The organism is Streptomyces sp. NBC_00637 (assembly GCF_045161545.1).
Classification (GTDB): domain Bacteria; phylum Actinomycetota; class Actinomycetes; order Streptomycetales; family Streptomycetaceae; genus Streptomyces.
The window spans coordinates 69,724-85,207 of the sequence record NZ_CP109047.1; the positions used below are offsets into that span (position 1 = coordinate 69,724).

A 15,484-nucleotide genomic window follows, 5' to 3' on the forward strand; every position below is an offset into this window, starting at 1 on the left:
ATCGACACGAACAGCCGCCGAGCACTGGCTTGGCGGCTGTTCGTGTCGCGCGGGGAGGGGTGCCGCACGGGTCAGGATTGGGCAAGCGTCGCCTGGTGCTTGCGGTCGATCTTCTCAACACGCTCGACGAGGGCCTTGACCGTACGGCGGACGTCCGCGACCACGTCCCGCAGGACCTCCTCCAGTGCGGCGCGCATCATGTAGCCGTCGCGCTCGTTGGCGCCCGCACTGGCTTCGCCGACCTCAACGCCCTCCAGACGCACGGTGCCGGTGATGACCACGTCGTAGCGGTGAAGGTTGAGAGTGTCGCAGTACAGCACGTCGTCGACTGTGGCCCGGCGGACGTGGACGTCGACGTCGTAACCCTCGTGCACGAAGCGGGCGTTGCCGTCGAGGTCGAGGCGGAACCCGGGGTCGACGTAGCCGCCGTTGAGCTGGGTCAGGTTCACGGGGTGGTCCTCCAGACAGGGGATGGGTCGCGGGAACTCGGGTTAGCCGGGGCGGACGGCAGTGACCTTCCGCCCGGGAGTGGTTCAGGCGTCCGTGTACGGGCGGAAGCGGTCAAGGGCTTCTTTGCCCGGGCGCTCGCAGGGGGCGAGCCCGTCCGGGTTCTCACCCCAGCCGGGCGCGGCGATCTCGCCGGTGACGCCGTCACGCGGCGTCCGCACTCTCGAGGCCACCCTCAAGCGATTAACTATAATTTACACACTTTGTGATCATGTATCAAGTTATGCGATACCTGCTCGATGTTTCAGTCTGCGGCGTGACCGCTCCGCCCGACTCCTTCACGCCTCTTCCCGTGTCGTCCAGGGGAACTCGTCGGCATATCGGTCGACGAACGCCCGGTATGCATTGATGACGCCCTGGCCGTCGCTCCCCTGGCGTCGCCCGCGCGGGGACGCCAGGTCATCTTCCGGCACGAGGACATGCCGCAGCGTCCTGCGAGGGCTTGTCACGCCGTCGGCGCTGATCTCGTCCCGCTCCTCGTGCTCGACCTGGCGGTGCTCGCCCGAAGCCTCCCGCACGTAGAGCGGATTACCGCGCCGGTCGTGCCCGATCCTCTCGGCGACGGCCATGAACACCGGATAGTCCGCGGGGCCGTGCCGCTGCTCGCGGTGCTTCTCGCCCTCGGTCTTCCTCCGCAGAACCAGAGCGCTGGTGAGGACGTTGACGCCCGCACCAACGAGGAATGTCTCGGCGGGCAGTTCGACGCTGGCCATGAGCCAGCACTCGTCGAGGATGTAGCGGCGCAGCGCCTCGTCGTCGGGGCCGGGGTTGGACAGCAGGCCGTTGGGCAGCACCAGGCCGATGCGGCCTCCGGGGCGTACCCATTCGATGGCTTTCTGGACGAAGAGCCGTTCGGGGGCGACGGAGGAGGCCGGCGTGCCGCGCTTGAGGGTGCCGTCCTTCTCCCGGCTCCAGCTGAAGGCGACGCTCGGCACGGAGGTCGGTGATGTGCCGGTGCGGAACGGCTCCAGGATCGGTCCGGTCACGGCGATGTCGGTGCCGAAGGGCGGGTTGGTGAGCAGGACATCGACGGTTCCGGGTCCGATGCGCTCGAGATGGCTTCGGGCGGCGCCCGCTCCGGGCAGGGTTCCGCTGGGGAAGGCGAGTGAGTCCATGTGGAAGGTGTTGGCCCGGCTGCCGGTCAGCATCGTCACGCCGATCCCGGCGGCTCTGGTCAGGGCCGAGTCGAGGTCCGCGCCGAAGAGCCGGGTCTCGGTGTACTTACGGAGACTGAGGCCGGCCAGCCGGGAACTCTCGTACGCTCGCCGCGGTCCCTGGTTGCGTGCGAGGTGGGCGAGGGTCTCGTGCAGGAACCCGCCGGTTCCACAGCAGGGATCGAGGACCGTCTCGTCAGGGCTGGGATCGGTTATCTCTACCAGGAGCCGGACCACACTGGGGGGTGTGAAGTACTGGCCGCGGTCGCCGTGCAGCGGATCACCGAACAGCTCCTGGTGGACGCTCCAGAGGGTGTCCGGAGATGTGCCGTGGAGGTCGTAGGAGGCCAGTTCACCGATGACGAAGGCGAGGGCACGATCACTGAGGACGAGTTGGTCGTCCTGGCCGAACAGTCCGTGTGAGGCGGGGCCCTGCTTGGCGTCCTCGAAGAGGTCTCTCAGCCGCGCTGCGACCGTCGAGGCCTCGACGGGGTCTGGGGACACCATGGCCGGCCGTCCGTTGTCGGGGCCGAAGCGGGTCGGCCCCTTGCCCCCTCGGACCTGGCGCTCGTCGTGGAGCTTGGCGAACAGCACATACAGCAGCTGCCAGTAGGCCACGTCGTTGGAATGTCCCTCGTTGGCGTGGAGGAAGGTGCGGCAGCGGCGGACGGCAAGCCTGAGCATCGTCTCGGTCGCAGGCGACGCCATGGAGCCGGGTGCGGCCGCCGGGAAGGAGGATGGAGCGATTGCGTCGGCCCGTGGCCAGCTCGTCAGAGGCTGGAACACGTCTTGGGAGCCGGGGCGGAGGCTACGGCCGATGAAGTACAGGTCTTCGCCGTCCGTCCACATGCCGCAACTGCAGGCGGGGCCGGCTGCCTCCATCAGCTGCGCCACGTCGCCGGTGTGCTCCGCCGCCTGGGCATGAGGGCGGATCTTGAATGCGGAACGGCTCTTCCTGGGCCGAACCGCCGTGACGACGACGCGGCGTATGTACTCCTGTTCGTGCGGCCGGCCGTGCTCGAAAACGGCGATGCCCGCGCGGCGGCGCAGCGGCCGTCCGCCTGCCGGGTTCGCTATCAGGAGGGGGTAGTCGGCTGCCATGTCCCGGGGGTCGATTCCGTACTGCTCGGCGAGCGCTCGCGCGATCTGCTGGCGTAGGGACTCGGGCTCGGTGAGCCGGACAACGGCCGTTCCTCCGATGTAGTCGAAGACCTGGTCCTCCCCGAGTTCGTGGAGCGCCGGGCTCTGCCGGGCTGGGAGATGCGTGGGCCCGGCCGCCGGGCCAGGCGGGGTCCTGGCGGACGATGCGGGTGTTGCGGGCCCGTGGGATGGGTGGGTCATGTCCTCACTCCTGCAATCGTGAACGGGGCGGTTGGTGGGCCGATGGCCGGCCGAGGCCGCTGCCGGGCTGTCGACCTGTGCGGTTCAGAGGGCGCTGAGGCGGACCGCGTGAGCCACGACGGCGGCGGCAGCGCTGTCGTCCGGGGGGACGTCCCACAGGACGCGGGCGGTGGATGCGGGGTAGTCCCGCGACCGATCGCGGTGCATCACGGTGTGGCCTTCGTCCTGCGCGAATCGGAGCAGGGGCACGCCGGGGAGGCTCTCGGGGAGCGGCAAGGCCGTTCGCGGCGTCGTGTGCGAGGTCGGTGGAGCGACAAGGTCAGCGGCGAACAGTTCGAGATGGCGTGTGCTGTGGGCGCAAGCGCCGTGGCAGGTCAGGGCGGCCAGGCGCCTGCCATCCGGCCCGGAGTACAGCTCGTGCCGCATGATGGTGCCGCGGCGCTCGTCGACCGAGATCGCGTCGGACGTCACCCGGTCACGGACCACCCAAAACGTCTCGCCCCTGCCCTCAGTCCAACGCCAGCTGATCCGTACCGAGCGGGCAGTGAGGAGCTCCTCCCATCCGGTCGTGGCAACGGGCTGACCATCCCTCCATCGGGACAGCTCCACTGTGCTGCGCCCGTATGCGGGGTCTGCGAAGAGCAACCCGTCCGTGAGCGGCCGGGGCGCGGAGCGGGCCAGGAGCACGGACTCGTCTGCCGGCCAGTCGAGGCCTCCGGTGCGGGCAAGACGGCGCTGCTGGACAGGGCAGGTCGAGCAGACGTCTGGGCCGCCTTCCGGGCAACTCTCGTAGCTGCCCCAGCGCTGGCGGCCGGTCAGCGCCTCGGCGAGAGCAGTGTGATTCATCGGCCGCCACCCGCACTGAGGAAGCTGCTCGAAGTGGGCGTTCGGGGTGATGCGGGTCCAGCCCTGCCCGTCGGGGCCTGCTGGCCCGTAACTGGGCGGCCTCAGGAACGCAGGCACGTGGGGATCCTCCGGGTTTCGGATTCCAGGCGGCCGCCAAGCGGCAGGCAGCTGTCGCTGTGAGGGGACACCAGCGGGGTGTTGGGGTGTTGCCAGGCGAGGTCCTCCGGCGGTGTGAGCCCGCGCAGGAGTACTCGACGTGGTTCGGGTGTGCATGCTCCGGCGCGAGGAGGACGCTCCCGGCCGTGGCAAGGGAGGCGAGGTGTCCGTGCGGACCGCCCACACGGCCTCAGGTCGCGAAGGGGGCAGTTGTCCAGCAGCCGGGGATTGAGCGGCCCCGCGCGGCGTGCGAACGAGCACGGGGCCGCCGGCTCCGCCGAGGTGTCTCAGCGGGCCCCATGACCATATGGCCCGGGGTGGCCGGGATGAGCCGACGCCACCGGGCCCGCCCCGGGGTGACACCCCGTTGGAGGCCTGCCGACGATGATGACCCCGCCGACGGGTGGCGCAGCCGCGTCCGGTCCTCCCCTGGCGTCATCGCCGCGGGACGGGATCCGCCGCGCGACAGAATCGTCCGGAGCGGGTACAGCGGCATTGCATCGGCCGCCCCTCAGCGTGCTGCGGTGGCGGCCCTGTGCAGGTTCGCGGCATGCAGTTCGGCGCAGTAGCGGCAGATGAGTTCCCACAGACGGAGAGACAGTCCGGGCAGCACGGAGTTGAGCTCCTGCGCGGCCTCGTGGACCGCCTTCTCCGCCCTGCTGTCGATCGCCTCGCTCAGCACCGGGCGCGTCAGGCAGCGCGCGGCCGCCATCATGCGCTCGTGGGCCGACCGCGCGATCGTCTCCAGCCGGAAGGGGCTCGTCGCAGTGAACAGGTACTGCTTGGGGGCCGGGTCAAAGGCGGTGAACCTGCCGATGGCGTGGAACTGGGAACGCACCTGGACCATGTAGAGGACCGCGGTGGTCCAGACGGCCGAGTTGTCCTCTCCCGTGAGCTGCGCGAAGTGGGCCATGGCCTTCTCGGCATGCTTCTCGGCCAGTGTGAGGCGGTCCTCGTCATCACGCAGGCGGAACTCTTCAAGCGCGTCAGCTGCCTTGAAGACCAGGACGTGTGCGCTGAAGGCGTAGCCCTGCAGGTTCTTCCGGCTGAAGACGCTGACACCGGTTTCGTCGGCTATCCGGGAAGCGCCGGCTGCCGCGGAGTTCTCCTCTTGGGCATCCGCGCCGACCAGACGGGCCGCGCCGTCCAGACCGCCTTCGGGTTCGCACTTGCTGTGGGTCACGTGTCTCCCTTTGATCCGGGGCCGCACCTTGGCGGCGTACTTGCGGGCAGTCAGCAAGGGCTGCGGCCACCAGTAACCAGGGCGGTTCGCAACATAGGCCCGCAAGCGAGCTTGTTGAGCACCGCCAGCAAGTCAGGCCGAGCGGGAACGGCGACCCCGGATGCATAATTTACGCATAGTCCGGTACGTGGTCAAGTTATACGAGTGTCAATCACCTCTCGACGCGCCAAACTTGCATGTACGAGAACAGCTGTGTAAATTATTGCTCCGATCGCTTCCCGGCACCCCAGAGGCGTCCAAGCGGATCGTCGAACTCATCGGCGTCTTGCTGCCGATCGCCCACCCCGGGCTCCGGGTTGAGCGGCTTCCACGCCTTCTCGTCGACCAGCAGGAATCCCACCCGCTGCCCGATGGATACGACATGTGAAAGCCCCCGGGGACACGGCCGCCCGGGCATCCGGTTCCCTGGCGGTGGCTGGCATGACCCAACCGCCGTGCCAGCAAGGAGAGATGGTCCGCCTCGGTCTGCCGCTGAACGACGAGCTGGTCACGCGGTTGCGTCGCGGGCTAGCCCGTGTCAGCTGTGGCGCAGAGCCCGCCACCGTCCGGCCCTGTTGTCCGACCCGTCCAGACCCGGAACGTTGAGGAGGAAACTGAGGATGTCCGCGTACACAACGGCAAGGGCCGATCGCACTGGCGCGCCCGAGCGGGTGACGGTCGACCATGTGCGTGCCCTGACCACGCTGTCCGACCGCTCGGCGCTGGTACGGAACTGGGCCGTCGGCGGGAAACTCGTCGTCGTCACGCCGGATGAGGCAGCCGAAGGCGTCTTCCAGGGCAGGTACTCCCTGCTGTGCACGCGGTCGGCTCTCCTCGACGCAGGGCTGACGGAGTCCTTCCGCGCCGGCCGCCTGATCGGGCCGGTTGTGGAGGTCTGCACCCGGGAGGCCGCCGCGATTGACGTCGGCCGCGACACCTGGACTACCGGGGGGTGCCTCAAGGCCGGGTGCACCGGGCGCGAGGCCGAACAGCTCGCAGAGCAGACGCGGGCGCACCTCGCTGTGCTGCCGTCATGCCCGCAGCACAGAGCGCGCTCGGCACCCAGGACATCGATCAGACGCCCCAGACCAGACCTTAATCAAGGTTAATTGACTCGTTAATTTGACCTTTCACTCCTGAATGTGTATATTATTGATTGTGAGCAGCGCGCGGCTGCTCCCCCCCCACCAGCGAGGAGGCCTTCCATGGACCAGCGCGCCACGGCACAGCAGGCGGAGATCCGGAACCTCGCGACCTCGATCACCGGGGAGCAGTTCCGGGAGCTGATCGAAGAGATCCTGACGACGACCGCCGACGCGCAGGGCGGGCCGGACGTGACCTCCTACGGGGTCGACGGCTCCGATTCGCGCGAGGCGGTCGACGCCAAGTACGCCGGCCGGAGCGAGACAGCCGGAGAGGTCGACGGCACCATCCTGCACGTGCTCCGCCGGTTCGCCGCGGAGCGCGAGCAGAGGAAGCCGTGATGTCCAGCCGTGCACGGCGCCGCAGCAGGCGCCTCGGCCTGAAGAAGGGGTTCCGGCGAGAGGCCGGGCCCACGCCGCGCCACCGCATCCGCGGGCGGCGCGAGGGTGAGCCCAGCCCTCCGACCCGGCGCTCCTTCGACGGCCCAGGAGCCGTCCATGAGTGCCCGAAGCCTGCACCGACTCGTACCGAACTGGGGAGATTTTCATGAGCAGCTGGTTCCTTCTCGCCGCGCCCGGCGACGCCCGCGACATCAGCTTCACACGGCACTCTCTGCACGAACCCGCCAAGGGAATCCGGGCCTACACCGTGAAAGTCGGCGAGGAGGCGTGGGGCTTCGTGTACTCCTCCGACAACGAGAAGTGGAGCGGCTGGCACGCGTGTTCCTACAACACTCCCCAGTACGCCACTGTCGAGGAGGCGATGCAGGCGCTGCGTCCCGACCCGAACCCCACGGACTATAAGTCGGAGAAGTCCCTCCAGATGGTGAAGGGCTTCCGCAGCCGCCGGGCGGCTGCGACGTACATCGTCAAGCACTGGGGCTACTGGGAGTCGAACTGAAGCACTCCCAGGAAGTCTCTCCACCGTAAGGGCCCTGATGGCCCGGGCGCTCCGTGGCCCGAGGGCGCCAGCGCAGAGCGCCAGTTGGGCGCTCGTTCGCGTACTCCCACCCGCAGGTCTCACCCGGGGACACCACCCCACTGCCATGAAGGATGACGTCATGTCCCCGGTCTCTGCATTCCCTGTCTCCGGCCCGCTCCTTGAGGCCTACACCGAGCTGCGCCTGCCTGACGGGACAGCGGTCGAGCGCCTCGCCGATGACCCGCACGGAACCGTCGGCTGGACGGTCCATCCCTGCGCGTGCTCGGTGTGCCTCGCGGCAACGTGGGCCGGCCAGCCTGCGTCACGCTACGAACTGAGGGCGATCGGCGAGGACGGGCCGTCGAAGACGATGGTTCACGTCCAGTACGCCGCGGTCGTCCCGCTGCCCGGCTGTGACGAGATCCTGGAGACGCGCCCCGTCCTGGCGACCTCGACGGCTACCGCCGCCCACCTGCGCCGCCAGCTGCGGCAGGCCTTCCCGGGAGTGCGGTTCAGGGTGCGGCACGGCCGGGGCGCCCAGCGGGCCCAGTTCACCGTGCGGTGGACGGGCGGACCCTCCCGCACGGAGGTCAGCGTGGTCGCGGCACCGCTTCTCGCCGACTACACCGAGGGGCGCCGTCGGCCCGCTCCGATCACGGTCTCCCGCTTCGGTACCGCACGCCAGGGCGTGCCGGTCGTCACCACCCTCAACCTCCAACGCATATGACTCGTTTAATTTGACTCATGGCTCAGTGTTGTGTAAATTAGTGATTGTTCGGGAGCGGGAAGCCCCGGACGACCCACCACGATCACCGCACCGAGGAGTCGGCATGCCTGAGGCCATCACGCTCGACGGAACGTACGAACTCCGCCTGGAGGACCCGGACTCCTACGTCGTCGACACCAGGCGCCAGGTGACGGGCAGCGAGGTCCTGGAGGTCCGGCGCTCCCTCCTCACCGAGGAAGCCCCCCGCCACGCGGCGAACTGGAAGTTCGCCGGGTACCGGGCCGAGGCGTACGAGGTGAAGGTTTTCGACGTCACCGGCGAGTGGCCGGTGCGGGTGCACGTGCGGTTCTGACCGCCGCCCCGCCGCGCCCCTCAAGGGCGCGGCGGGCGACCTCAGCGGCCGAGACGGCCGCCTTCACCGCCTCCCTACGGATCCGGAGACCTTCCTGATGAGCTGCCACGCCCGCCCCCGCTCCCTCGCCCACCGCTGGTGCATCCCCCTGACGTATGTCGCAGTTCTCCTCGGCCTGCTCCCTGCCCTGTTCGGCGGGGCCACCGCAGTCATGCTGCTGACGCTGGCCGTCTTCGCCGGGCTGGGTCTGCTCATGGTCGCGGCGGCGATGCTGGGCGGCCGCAACCCGCGCCGTCCCGCTCGCCCGTCGCACCGTTCCGCTGCGAGGTTCACCGACGCCCTAATCATCCTGGTCGGGTCGGGCCTGCTGATCGGCGCGCTCGCCGGGAACGGCAGCACGCCGCCGCCCGTCACCTCGACGGCCGGGTCCTCCCTCGTGTGGGTCCTGCTCATCCTGTGCGTGGTGCACCACATCGTGCACCGCTGCACCCGTCGACGTACGCGCCGCTACTGACTCGCACCGTGGGGCCGGACGCTCCGGCCCCACTCCCGAACCGGCAGCCTGCGCCCGCATCGTCGTGCGCCTCCCCACCCCCCGAATCTCGCCCGCCCGAGGCCAGGAGCAACCACCGTGACCGCCTCCGAGCCTCGGTACACCGTCGCCTGGAAGCTGGACGACTGCGGCGAGACCTACGGGTTCGAGAGCAGCGAGGCCTACCCCGCAGCCCGGGCCGGAGCGCGCCGGGCCGAACTCGCGGCAGGCGACGCATACGACATCGAGTTGATTCCCGCACCGCCGGTATGCCGCGCCTGCGGCTCCGGCCTCACCGTCCGCACCACCGCCCGGCCGCCACGCCGCCACGACGGTCCGTGCCCCCCGGAGTGCGAGCGTTCCGCCGTCCTGTGCCCTCGCTGCCGCACCCTGCGCACGCTCTGACGCACCGTCCGTGCACCTGATGCAACCGCACCCCCACGAAGCCCCCCGGGAGCACTCACACATGACCAACACAACGCTCGTCGTTCACGGGCTCGCCTACGAGCGCGTCACGGATTTACGCACTCTCGCCCAGGGCGACTGGCTGCGCCACACCCGGCCGCTGCACGGCACCGACACCATCACCGCACACCTGACCGTACTGAAACCATTCGGCGAGCACGAGAGCCCTGACGGCGTGCTGTGCCACGTATCCGGCCGTGGCCTGCACCGGACGACCCTGCTGCTGGAGACGGCGCACGTCGTCGCCGGGCAGGTGTGGCGGGCCACCGAGCAGCCTCAGCACGGCATTCCCGGCTCCTGGTGCGACGGCCTCGACGACAACGGCGATCCGTGCGGCCGTTCGCTCCACCACCAAGGCGACTGCCGCCACTGAACCCCGAGGAGGGACCGCTGTGGGCAAGGGAAAGCCTCGCACCAGCCACGCCGCCGCCCAGGCTCGCAAGACCGTCCTGGACGCCCTGCAGGCGGGCAAGCCCGTCCCTGAGGCGGAGGCCCGCGCCATGGTCGACCTGCTCGTACGCGAGACGCGGCAGGTCGGCTACAGCGACGGCTACGACCAGGGGAGTTGTGACGCCACCTACGACACCTGACCCACACTGGCACCCTAAGGACTCGTATAATTTGACTCATGCTCCACGAGTGTGTAAATTAAAGATCGTTGGGCGGCGGAACCGCCCGGATCGCCAGTTAGAGGGGACCTTGCACATGCGCATGCACACCGACACCATCGTCCGCGCCATCCCCGGCTACCTCGCGCTGCGCCTGGCCCCGGGCACCCGCGTCCTCTACACCGGCACCCGCGCGGAGGGACACGGCGAGGGCACGGTCCACCCGTGCTCCTGCAAGCGCTGCTTCCTCGGCGCCCTGCTCGGCGAGCCCGCCACCCGGTACGAGGTCCGCACGGCCGACCACACGATCACGCACGTCCGCCACACCTCGGTCCAGCCGCTGGTGGGCGAGACCGAGCTCAACTACGCCTCCATTCGCCTGTCGACCAAGGCCACCGCGGCGGCTCTGCGGCAGCGTCTGCGCGCCGCGTTCCCCGGCGTGAAGTTCTCCGTGCGCTGCGGTCGCGACAAGACGCGCGACGAGATCACCGTGAGCTGGACCGGAGGCCCTCGGGGCACCGCGGTCGCCACCGTCACCGCGCCGTTCCTGGCCCGCTACGGCAATTCCGAGGAGCGCCGCCCCGCCTGGATGTCGGTCACCATCGGCGGCCGCGTCCACTCGGGCGAGCCGAACGCCTCCGCCATCCGCCTCCACCACACCCCCGCCGGGCACTGAGACCCCCTGCCCGGAACCGGCCCGGCGGCCGATTCTCCTGATCCGCCGCCGGGCCTGCCCAGACACCCGACGCGAAGGAGCCCAGTGGGCAACCACCAACACGTGCACGTGGACACGCGCGCGCTGGACGTCGACGGGCTCGCCGGCCTCGGTGCCCTGCGCCTGGACGACGTGATCCGTCTCAACGAACCCGCACTCGGCATGACCGCAGGCCACTGGCGTGCAGGCTTCCGGCAGTGCACCCCGAACGGCCAGGCCGTCGAACTGCGCCAGATCAGCGATGCGGAGGCTGGCGCGTACGCGTTCGCCGGTAACACCGTCCGCAGTGCCCGCGTCAGCCCCTCATGGGCGAGCCCTTTCGGTCTGGAACTTGAGGGCATGCGGCTGTCCGACCTGCGCGCCGCGCTGGAGAACCTCAAGGACATGCCCGACGACGCCTTGGTGGTCATCACCTCGGCGACGCACCCCTGGGAGGGACGCCACTCCCCCGCCGAGACGGGTCTGTCGACCGGCCGGTACGTGCCCAACCCGACGGGCGGCGGTTACGGCGACATCTACTACGACGAGTTCGCCGACCGTCCCGACGAAGACGTGCCCGCCGACGCCGTAGCTGCGGTCTTCCTCAGCCCCACGAACTAGCCCCGCTGCCCCGGGCCCGGCGCCGATCGCCGGGCCGGGCCGACGTCAGAAAGGCCGCGCCATCACGGACTCGCAGCCCAACGCCGCCCCGTCACCCCATGACCACCGCAGCGGACCCCCCGGCCTTACCGTCCGCTCCGTATTCCGGGACCGGGTGGCCATCGTCCGCTTCCACCCCTCGATTACCGGACACGACACCGAACTGACCACTGATCTCGCTGCAGAGGTGTCCCTGCACTTCCGCATACCGCTCACCTTCGTCGCGTACTTCCACTGCCCCGACGGAACTCACGGGGAGCTGCGGGACTTCCACTGCAAGCAAGCCGCGCATCTCGCATCCGTGCGCGCGGTGCGCGACCTCGTCGCCGAGCACGTCGTGGCCGTCCGTGATGAACACGCCGACAAGCTTCAGGCGGTGATCGCCGCCGGGCGTGAGGTAGCCGCCGCGCGCGTCCTGCAGCACGTCCTGCGGGCCCGTGCGGACCGCGCCGCGGCGGACTCCGCCGAGCAGCAGGCCCTCGCCTCCTTGGGCGCGCTCGGTATCACCGAGGAACGCGCAGCGCTGGTGTCCGAGCAGTTGCGCGAGGTCTCCCGCCTGCCATTCGCGCTCTGACGCCGCTGTCCCCGGGAAGCCAAGCCGCCCCGCCTGCCGCCCATTTCCCTCGCCCTCCGGCAGGACCACGAGAAAGGAACCCGCCTCCAATGACCGTGCTCTACCCCCGAACCCCTGCCGCGATCGCCACCCAGAGCCGGATGGCCCTCGGCTCGTTCGCTGCCGTCCTCGTTGTCCCCGAGTGCACCCGCGCGCTCGCCGGACACCTCGCTGACATGTGCACTTACGCGCACGCCGCCATCAACCAGGACGCCGGACCGCAGTGGCAGGCCGTGACGGCCGACCTGTATGCGGCCATCAACGCCCTGCAGGCCGAGGCTGCGGACCCCATCCAGGAGCATGCGGACCTCGTGTCACAAGCCGCCGAGGCCATCGCCCACTTCGAGCGGACCGCCGGCGTTGCCGCGCCCGGCGCAGCCGGTGTTCCCTCCTTCTCGGTCGCCGACGTCACCCGTGCCGCCGTCCGCGAGCTCGGGTCCGGCTGGCGCATCGCCTCGGTCAGCCAGTGGAGCGCCGGAGGCGTCCTGGTGGGCCCGGATGACCGCCGCTACGCCGTCGGCGTCGGCACGGATGACGCCCTCTACGTGTCGGAGGACGTCAACGGCCGGGCCCTGGACCCGGTGCCGCTGCTCACCGTCAGGGCTGAGGACGGGCTCGGGCGGGTGACCCGTGCGGTCGCGGACACCGTCCGGCCGCCGTACCACGCGGTGCCCTCCTGATACCGACGGCTGTTGCCGTACCCCCCGCCCGCAGGAGCCTGCCCGGCCTGCGGGCTTCAGACGTTTGTGCCGCCGGACGTCTTCGGGTCCGGTTCCGGATCCGCGAGGGCCTGCCGGTCGACCGACTCGTCCAGTGGGCTGACCGTCGGCCGCAAGGGCCGGCAGCCGCGCTCGACGATCGCGTCGATCGCCGAGCGCTTCCATACGATGCCGACGTCGCTGCCCTCGGTGATGCGGCCGCTGTAGGCGCCCACCAGGTCCCAGACGGGGCCCGTCCTGCGCTCTCCATCGGCCGCCAGGTAGGTGGTGTGCGCGTCGGCGTAGAAGACCACCGGCGAACCGGACTGTCCGGGACGTGCACGGCAGTCGATGAGCGTGCTGGGCAGGTCCTCCCAGTCGATTCCCGGGGGCCAGGCGACTGTTCCCCTGGTCCATACGCCGATGGAGGCGCTCGCCCGGAACGGATCGAAGCCCAACGGGTAGCCGATGACGAAGAGTTCGGTGGTCAGGTCCAGACGCGCGCATGCCGGGCCGGCCACCGAGTAGGCGATCAGGTCGAGGGCTTCCTCCAGCTCCGAGCGCAGCGGGTAGGCGACGACGTCGACCTTCCCTCCGTGTTCGGGGTGCTCCAGCCACTCGGGCCGGCCGTCCTCGTCGCCGAGTTCCAGCACCAGGGCCGTCCACCGCAACGCCGGCCCGGCCATCTGCACGAGAACGCGGAGCGCGCTGATGTTGGCGCCACTGGGCTGATCACCGTTCTTGCTGTTCCGCCCGGTCACCACATGGCGGTTGGTGATCAGGAACGGTTCTCCTGCCCGGTTGCGCACGACGAACGCGGTCGCGGCCCGTCCACGCTCGACCGTGCCCATGGGCGTGAGCGGCTGCACGTACAGCGAGGCAAGCGCGGGCACCTCCAACACTCGGCGCGAGCCGCTGCTCAGGCCGTCGTCAAGACCGCGGTGGGAAGCATCCGTCGTCATGGCCAGAGGATAGGGGGCCGCGTCACAAGGACTGAGCGCTCACCCCCGCCCTCGGCCGTTCCCGAAGACAACAAGGGAGCCATTTCACTTCCTTTCCGCCTCGTAAAACTTGCAATTATTGCACCATCTTGTGTAATTTACATTATCCGGAGGGGTCGCCTTCCTCAGGCCCGCGGAGCAGCCGCCCGCGGATCATTCCGCCGACCATGTGCGACACGTCAGGAGCCCCAGATGAACCGACCGCCGAGCGAACGCTTCAGCCCTGAGATCGACGACTACGGCTTCTACGCCGAACACATCGCCTTCGTGAACGGACGAGACGGCACGACGCGTATCTACACGGGCGTGAAGGTGCGTGAGCAGATCGATCAGATGACCTACACCGACGGCGGTGAGGACTGGATGTACACGAGCATCACCCAGGACCCCGCCACCCGAGTCATCACCGGGACCACCACGACGAGCCCGTCCACCGACGCCCATCACACGGCGACCTGGGTACCTATCACCGCCGAACAGAAGGACGCCTTCCAGAAGGCACGGGCCGCCGAGTGGCAGAGGTTGTGGGAGACCTTGGCGTCCGTCGGGGCCTGAGCCCACGGGCCTTCGGCGCGGGTGCTGACCCAACGCCCGCACCCGCGGCAGGAGTCATCATCTCGGCCGCCACCGGCACTCACCACGCGAGGAAGTCCATGGAGGCACCCCACGGCCCGCATCACGCTGAACCCCCGACGCGTCGCCGCGCTCCAACTCATCGCCGACCATGGCGCCACGCTCATCGTCATCCGTGTCGGCGTGGGCGGCCGCCGCGTGGTCAGCCACGACGGAACCCGCATCCGCACCGATGTCTACGACACGCTCGCCGCCGCGGGACTTCTCCTGCGCGACACCAGCACCGGCCTGGAGCAGGGGCAGGCCGTCAGCCTCACCAAGGCCGGCCGCGTTGCACTCCGTGAAGCACAGCAGACGGCATCCCACGCCGAGACGGCCACGGACGACACCCCTACCGAAAGGCCCGCCTGAGCAACGTCGCCGACGAGGCGGCACCAGCTCCCCCTCGCCCAGCCTGCCAGTCGGAGCCGGGGACACCGCACCGTGTAGTCCAGCACCCTGCGTCCGCATCTCCCGGCGAGGCCTGTGGACTCCCGCCGGCACGACGGTGCCAACAACAACTCCAGGCCGTGCGGCATCGGTTCGTCAGTCCGTTCGGAAGCACCCCACGACGACTTCCCAATCATATTGACCCGCATAATTTGACTCTACTGGCATCGTTGTGTAAATTATAGATATGAGGGTGCGCGGCACCCCGCCACCGGCAACCACGAGCAGAGGAGTCCGCCATGGGGTACACGCACCGCTTCGCTTTCGCTCCGCAGGCACCGTCCTTCCGGACCGTCCGGCTTCAGCTGGCGCTCGACGCCGGCGCGATCGTCAGGCTGGTCGAAAGGACCCAGGAGATCCGGATCGCGGGCGGCTCGGGCGCGGGAGCGCCTCGCATCAGCGAGGACGCGATCGTCTTCAACGGCCTCGCCGAACTCGACCAGGAGTACGAGACCTTCGCGATCGACATGGACGCCCGGCAGCCGGGCGTCGTCACGTCGTTCTGCAAGACCGGATCCACCTCGGGCAGGCCGTATGACATCGCGGTCACTGCGGTCCTTCTGCGGGCTCACACGCTGGCGCCCCGCGCCTTCGCCATCGACAGCGATGGCCGCTGGGACGAGGACTGGGTCTACGCCCGCGCCATCCACAAGATGCTGTTCGCCGATCCGGGCATGCAGTGTCCCTTCACCCCGAGCCTGACCGTGCCGGAGCCTCTGTCCGCTCCGATGTAGCCGGCCTGCCGGGCGCCCGCGCGGCGTCCGGCAGCCCTCCCCCCGTCA

22 protein-coding genes are annotated in these 15,484 nt (G+C 69.5%); 16 read left to right on the forward strand and 6 right to left on the reverse strand.

Going from position 1 to position 15,484, the window contains the following annotated elements:
- Positions 1-71 precede the first annotated feature (71 nt).
- The 5 genes from OG440_RS38250 to OG440_RS38270 all read right to left on the reverse strand — a co-directional run bounded on the left by OG440_RS38250 (position 72) and on the right by OG440_RS38270 (position 5,187).
- The gene (locus OG440_RS38250; RefSeq protein ID WP_331752721.1) at positions 72-449 is read right to left on the reverse strand and encodes a hypothetical protein; all 378 of its coding nucleotides are present in this window, start codon (positions 447-449) and stop codon (positions 72-74) included.
- Positions 450-533: 84 nt separating this feature from the next.
- Entirely contained in the window at positions 534-686 is a 153-nt protein-coding gene (locus tag OG440_RS38255) for a hypothetical protein (RefSeq protein ID WP_406011588.1), read from the reverse strand.
- A 99-nt stretch (positions 687-785) separates the two neighbouring features.
- Entirely contained in the window at positions 786-3,002 is a 2,217-nt protein-coding gene (locus tag OG440_RS38260) for an N-6 DNA methylase (protein WP_331752724.1), read from the reverse strand.
- An 84-nt stretch (positions 3,003-3,086) separates the two neighbouring features.
- A complete protein-coding gene (locus tag OG440_RS38265) occupies positions 3,087-3,251 on the reverse strand; it encodes a hypothetical protein (protein ID WP_406011589.1) in 165 nt (54 codons plus the stop codon).
- 1,264 nt (positions 3,252-4,515) lie between these two features.
- Positions 4,516-5,187 carry a hypothetical protein gene (locus OG440_RS38270; protein WP_331752729.1) on the reverse strand — a complete coding sequence of 224 codons (672 nt, stop codon included), beginning with the start codon at positions 5,185-5,187 and terminating at the stop codon, positions 4,516-4,518.
- A gap of 659 nt (positions 5,188-5,846) precedes the next feature.
- On the opposite strand from OG440_RS38270, the gene OG440_RS38275 reads away from it, so the two are divergent.
- The 13 genes from OG440_RS38275 to OG440_RS38335 all read left to right on the forward strand — a co-directional run bounded on the left by OG440_RS38275 (position 5,847) and on the right by OG440_RS38335 (position 12,621).
- A complete protein-coding gene (locus OG440_RS38275; protein ID WP_331752732.1) occupies positions 5,847-6,335 on the forward strand; it encodes a hypothetical protein in 489 nt (162 codons plus the stop codon).
- A gap of 96 nt (positions 6,336-6,431) precedes the next feature.
- Positions 6,432-6,710 carry a hypothetical protein gene (locus tag OG440_RS38280; RefSeq protein ID WP_331752734.1) on the forward strand — a complete coding sequence of 93 codons (279 nt, stop codon included), beginning with the start codon at positions 6,432-6,434 and terminating at the stop codon, positions 6,708-6,710.
- A gap of 205 nt (positions 6,711-6,915) precedes the next feature.
- The gene (locus OG440_RS38285) at positions 6,916-7,269 is read left to right on the forward strand and encodes a hypothetical protein (RefSeq protein ID WP_331752736.1); all 354 of its coding nucleotides are present in this window, start codon (positions 6,916-6,918) and stop codon (positions 7,267-7,269) included.
- Positions 7,270-7,429: 160 nt separating this feature from the next.
- Entirely contained in the window at positions 7,430-8,017 is a 588-nt protein-coding gene (locus OG440_RS38290) for an LPD29 domain-containing protein (RefSeq protein ID WP_331752738.1), read from the forward strand.
- 103 nt (positions 8,018-8,120) lie between these two features.
- Entirely contained in the window at positions 8,121-8,369 is a 249-nt protein-coding gene (locus tag OG440_RS38295) for a hypothetical protein (RefSeq protein WP_331752740.1), read from the forward strand.
- Between the two features lie 97 nt (positions 8,370-8,466).
- Complete coding sequence (locus OG440_RS38300; RefSeq protein ID WP_331752742.1) at positions 8,467-8,883, forward strand: hypothetical protein; 417 nt, start codon at positions 8,467-8,469, stop codon at positions 8,881-8,883.
- Positions 8,884-9,000: 117 nt separating this feature from the next.
- Entirely contained in the window at positions 9,001-9,306 is a 306-nt protein-coding gene (locus OG440_RS38305; RefSeq protein ID WP_331752744.1) for a hypothetical protein, read from the forward strand.
- A gap of 61 nt (positions 9,307-9,367) precedes the next feature.
- On the forward strand, positions 9,368-9,739 hold the full coding sequence (locus tag OG440_RS38310) for a hypothetical protein (RefSeq protein ID WP_331752746.1): 372 nt from the start codon (positions 9,368-9,370) through the stop codon (positions 9,737-9,739).
- Positions 9,740-9,758: 19 nt separating this feature from the next.
- Entirely contained in the window at positions 9,759-9,956 is a 198-nt protein-coding gene (locus OG440_RS38315; protein WP_331752748.1) for a hypothetical protein, read from the forward strand.
- 115 nt (positions 9,957-10,071) lie between these two features.
- Positions 10,072-10,650 carry an LPD29 domain-containing protein gene (locus OG440_RS38320; RefSeq protein WP_331752750.1) on the forward strand — a complete coding sequence of 193 codons (579 nt, stop codon included), beginning with the start codon at positions 10,072-10,074 and terminating at the stop codon, positions 10,648-10,650.
- Positions 10,651-10,734: 84 nt separating this feature from the next.
- On the forward strand, positions 10,735-11,289 hold the full coding sequence (locus OG440_RS38325; protein WP_331752752.1) for a hypothetical protein: 555 nt from the start codon (positions 10,735-10,737) through the stop codon (positions 11,287-11,289).
- Between the two features lie 154 nt (positions 11,290-11,443).
- Entirely contained in the window at positions 11,444-11,902 is a 459-nt protein-coding gene (locus tag OG440_RS38330) for a hypothetical protein (RefSeq protein ID WP_331752753.1), read from the forward strand.
- An 89-nt stretch (positions 11,903-11,991) separates the two neighbouring features.
- Positions 11,992-12,621: a hypothetical protein gene (locus OG440_RS38335; protein ID WP_331752754.1), complete on the forward strand. Its 630-nt coding sequence runs from the start codon at positions 11,992-11,994 to the stop codon at positions 12,619-12,621.
- Positions 12,622-12,677: 56 nt separating this feature from the next.
- On the opposite strand, the gene OG440_RS38340 is transcribed toward OG440_RS38335, so the two are convergent.
- On the reverse strand, positions 12,678-13,601 hold the full coding sequence (locus tag OG440_RS38340; RefSeq protein WP_331752757.1) for a trypsin-like peptidase domain-containing protein: 924 nt from the start codon (positions 13,599-13,601) through the stop codon (positions 12,678-12,680).
- Between the two features lie 231 nt (positions 13,602-13,832).
- Between OG440_RS38340 and OG440_RS38345 the strand changes: the two genes are divergently transcribed.
- The 3 genes from OG440_RS38345 to OG440_RS38355 all read left to right on the forward strand — a co-directional run bounded on the left by OG440_RS38345 (position 13,833) and on the right by OG440_RS38355 (position 15,436).
- Complete coding sequence (locus OG440_RS38345) at positions 13,833-14,195, forward strand: hypothetical protein (RefSeq protein ID WP_331752759.1); 363 nt, start codon at positions 13,833-13,835, stop codon at positions 14,193-14,195.
- Positions 14,196-14,396: 201 nt separating this feature from the next.
- Entirely contained in the window at positions 14,397-14,624 is a 228-nt protein-coding gene (locus OG440_RS38350; RefSeq protein ID WP_406011590.1) for a hypothetical protein, read from the forward strand.
- A 317-nt stretch (positions 14,625-14,941) separates the two neighbouring features.
- On the forward strand, positions 14,942-15,436 hold the full coding sequence (locus OG440_RS38355) for a hypothetical protein (protein ID WP_331752763.1): 495 nt from the start codon (positions 14,942-14,944) through the stop codon (positions 15,434-15,436).
- Positions 15,437-15,484: the final 48 nt, after the last annotated feature.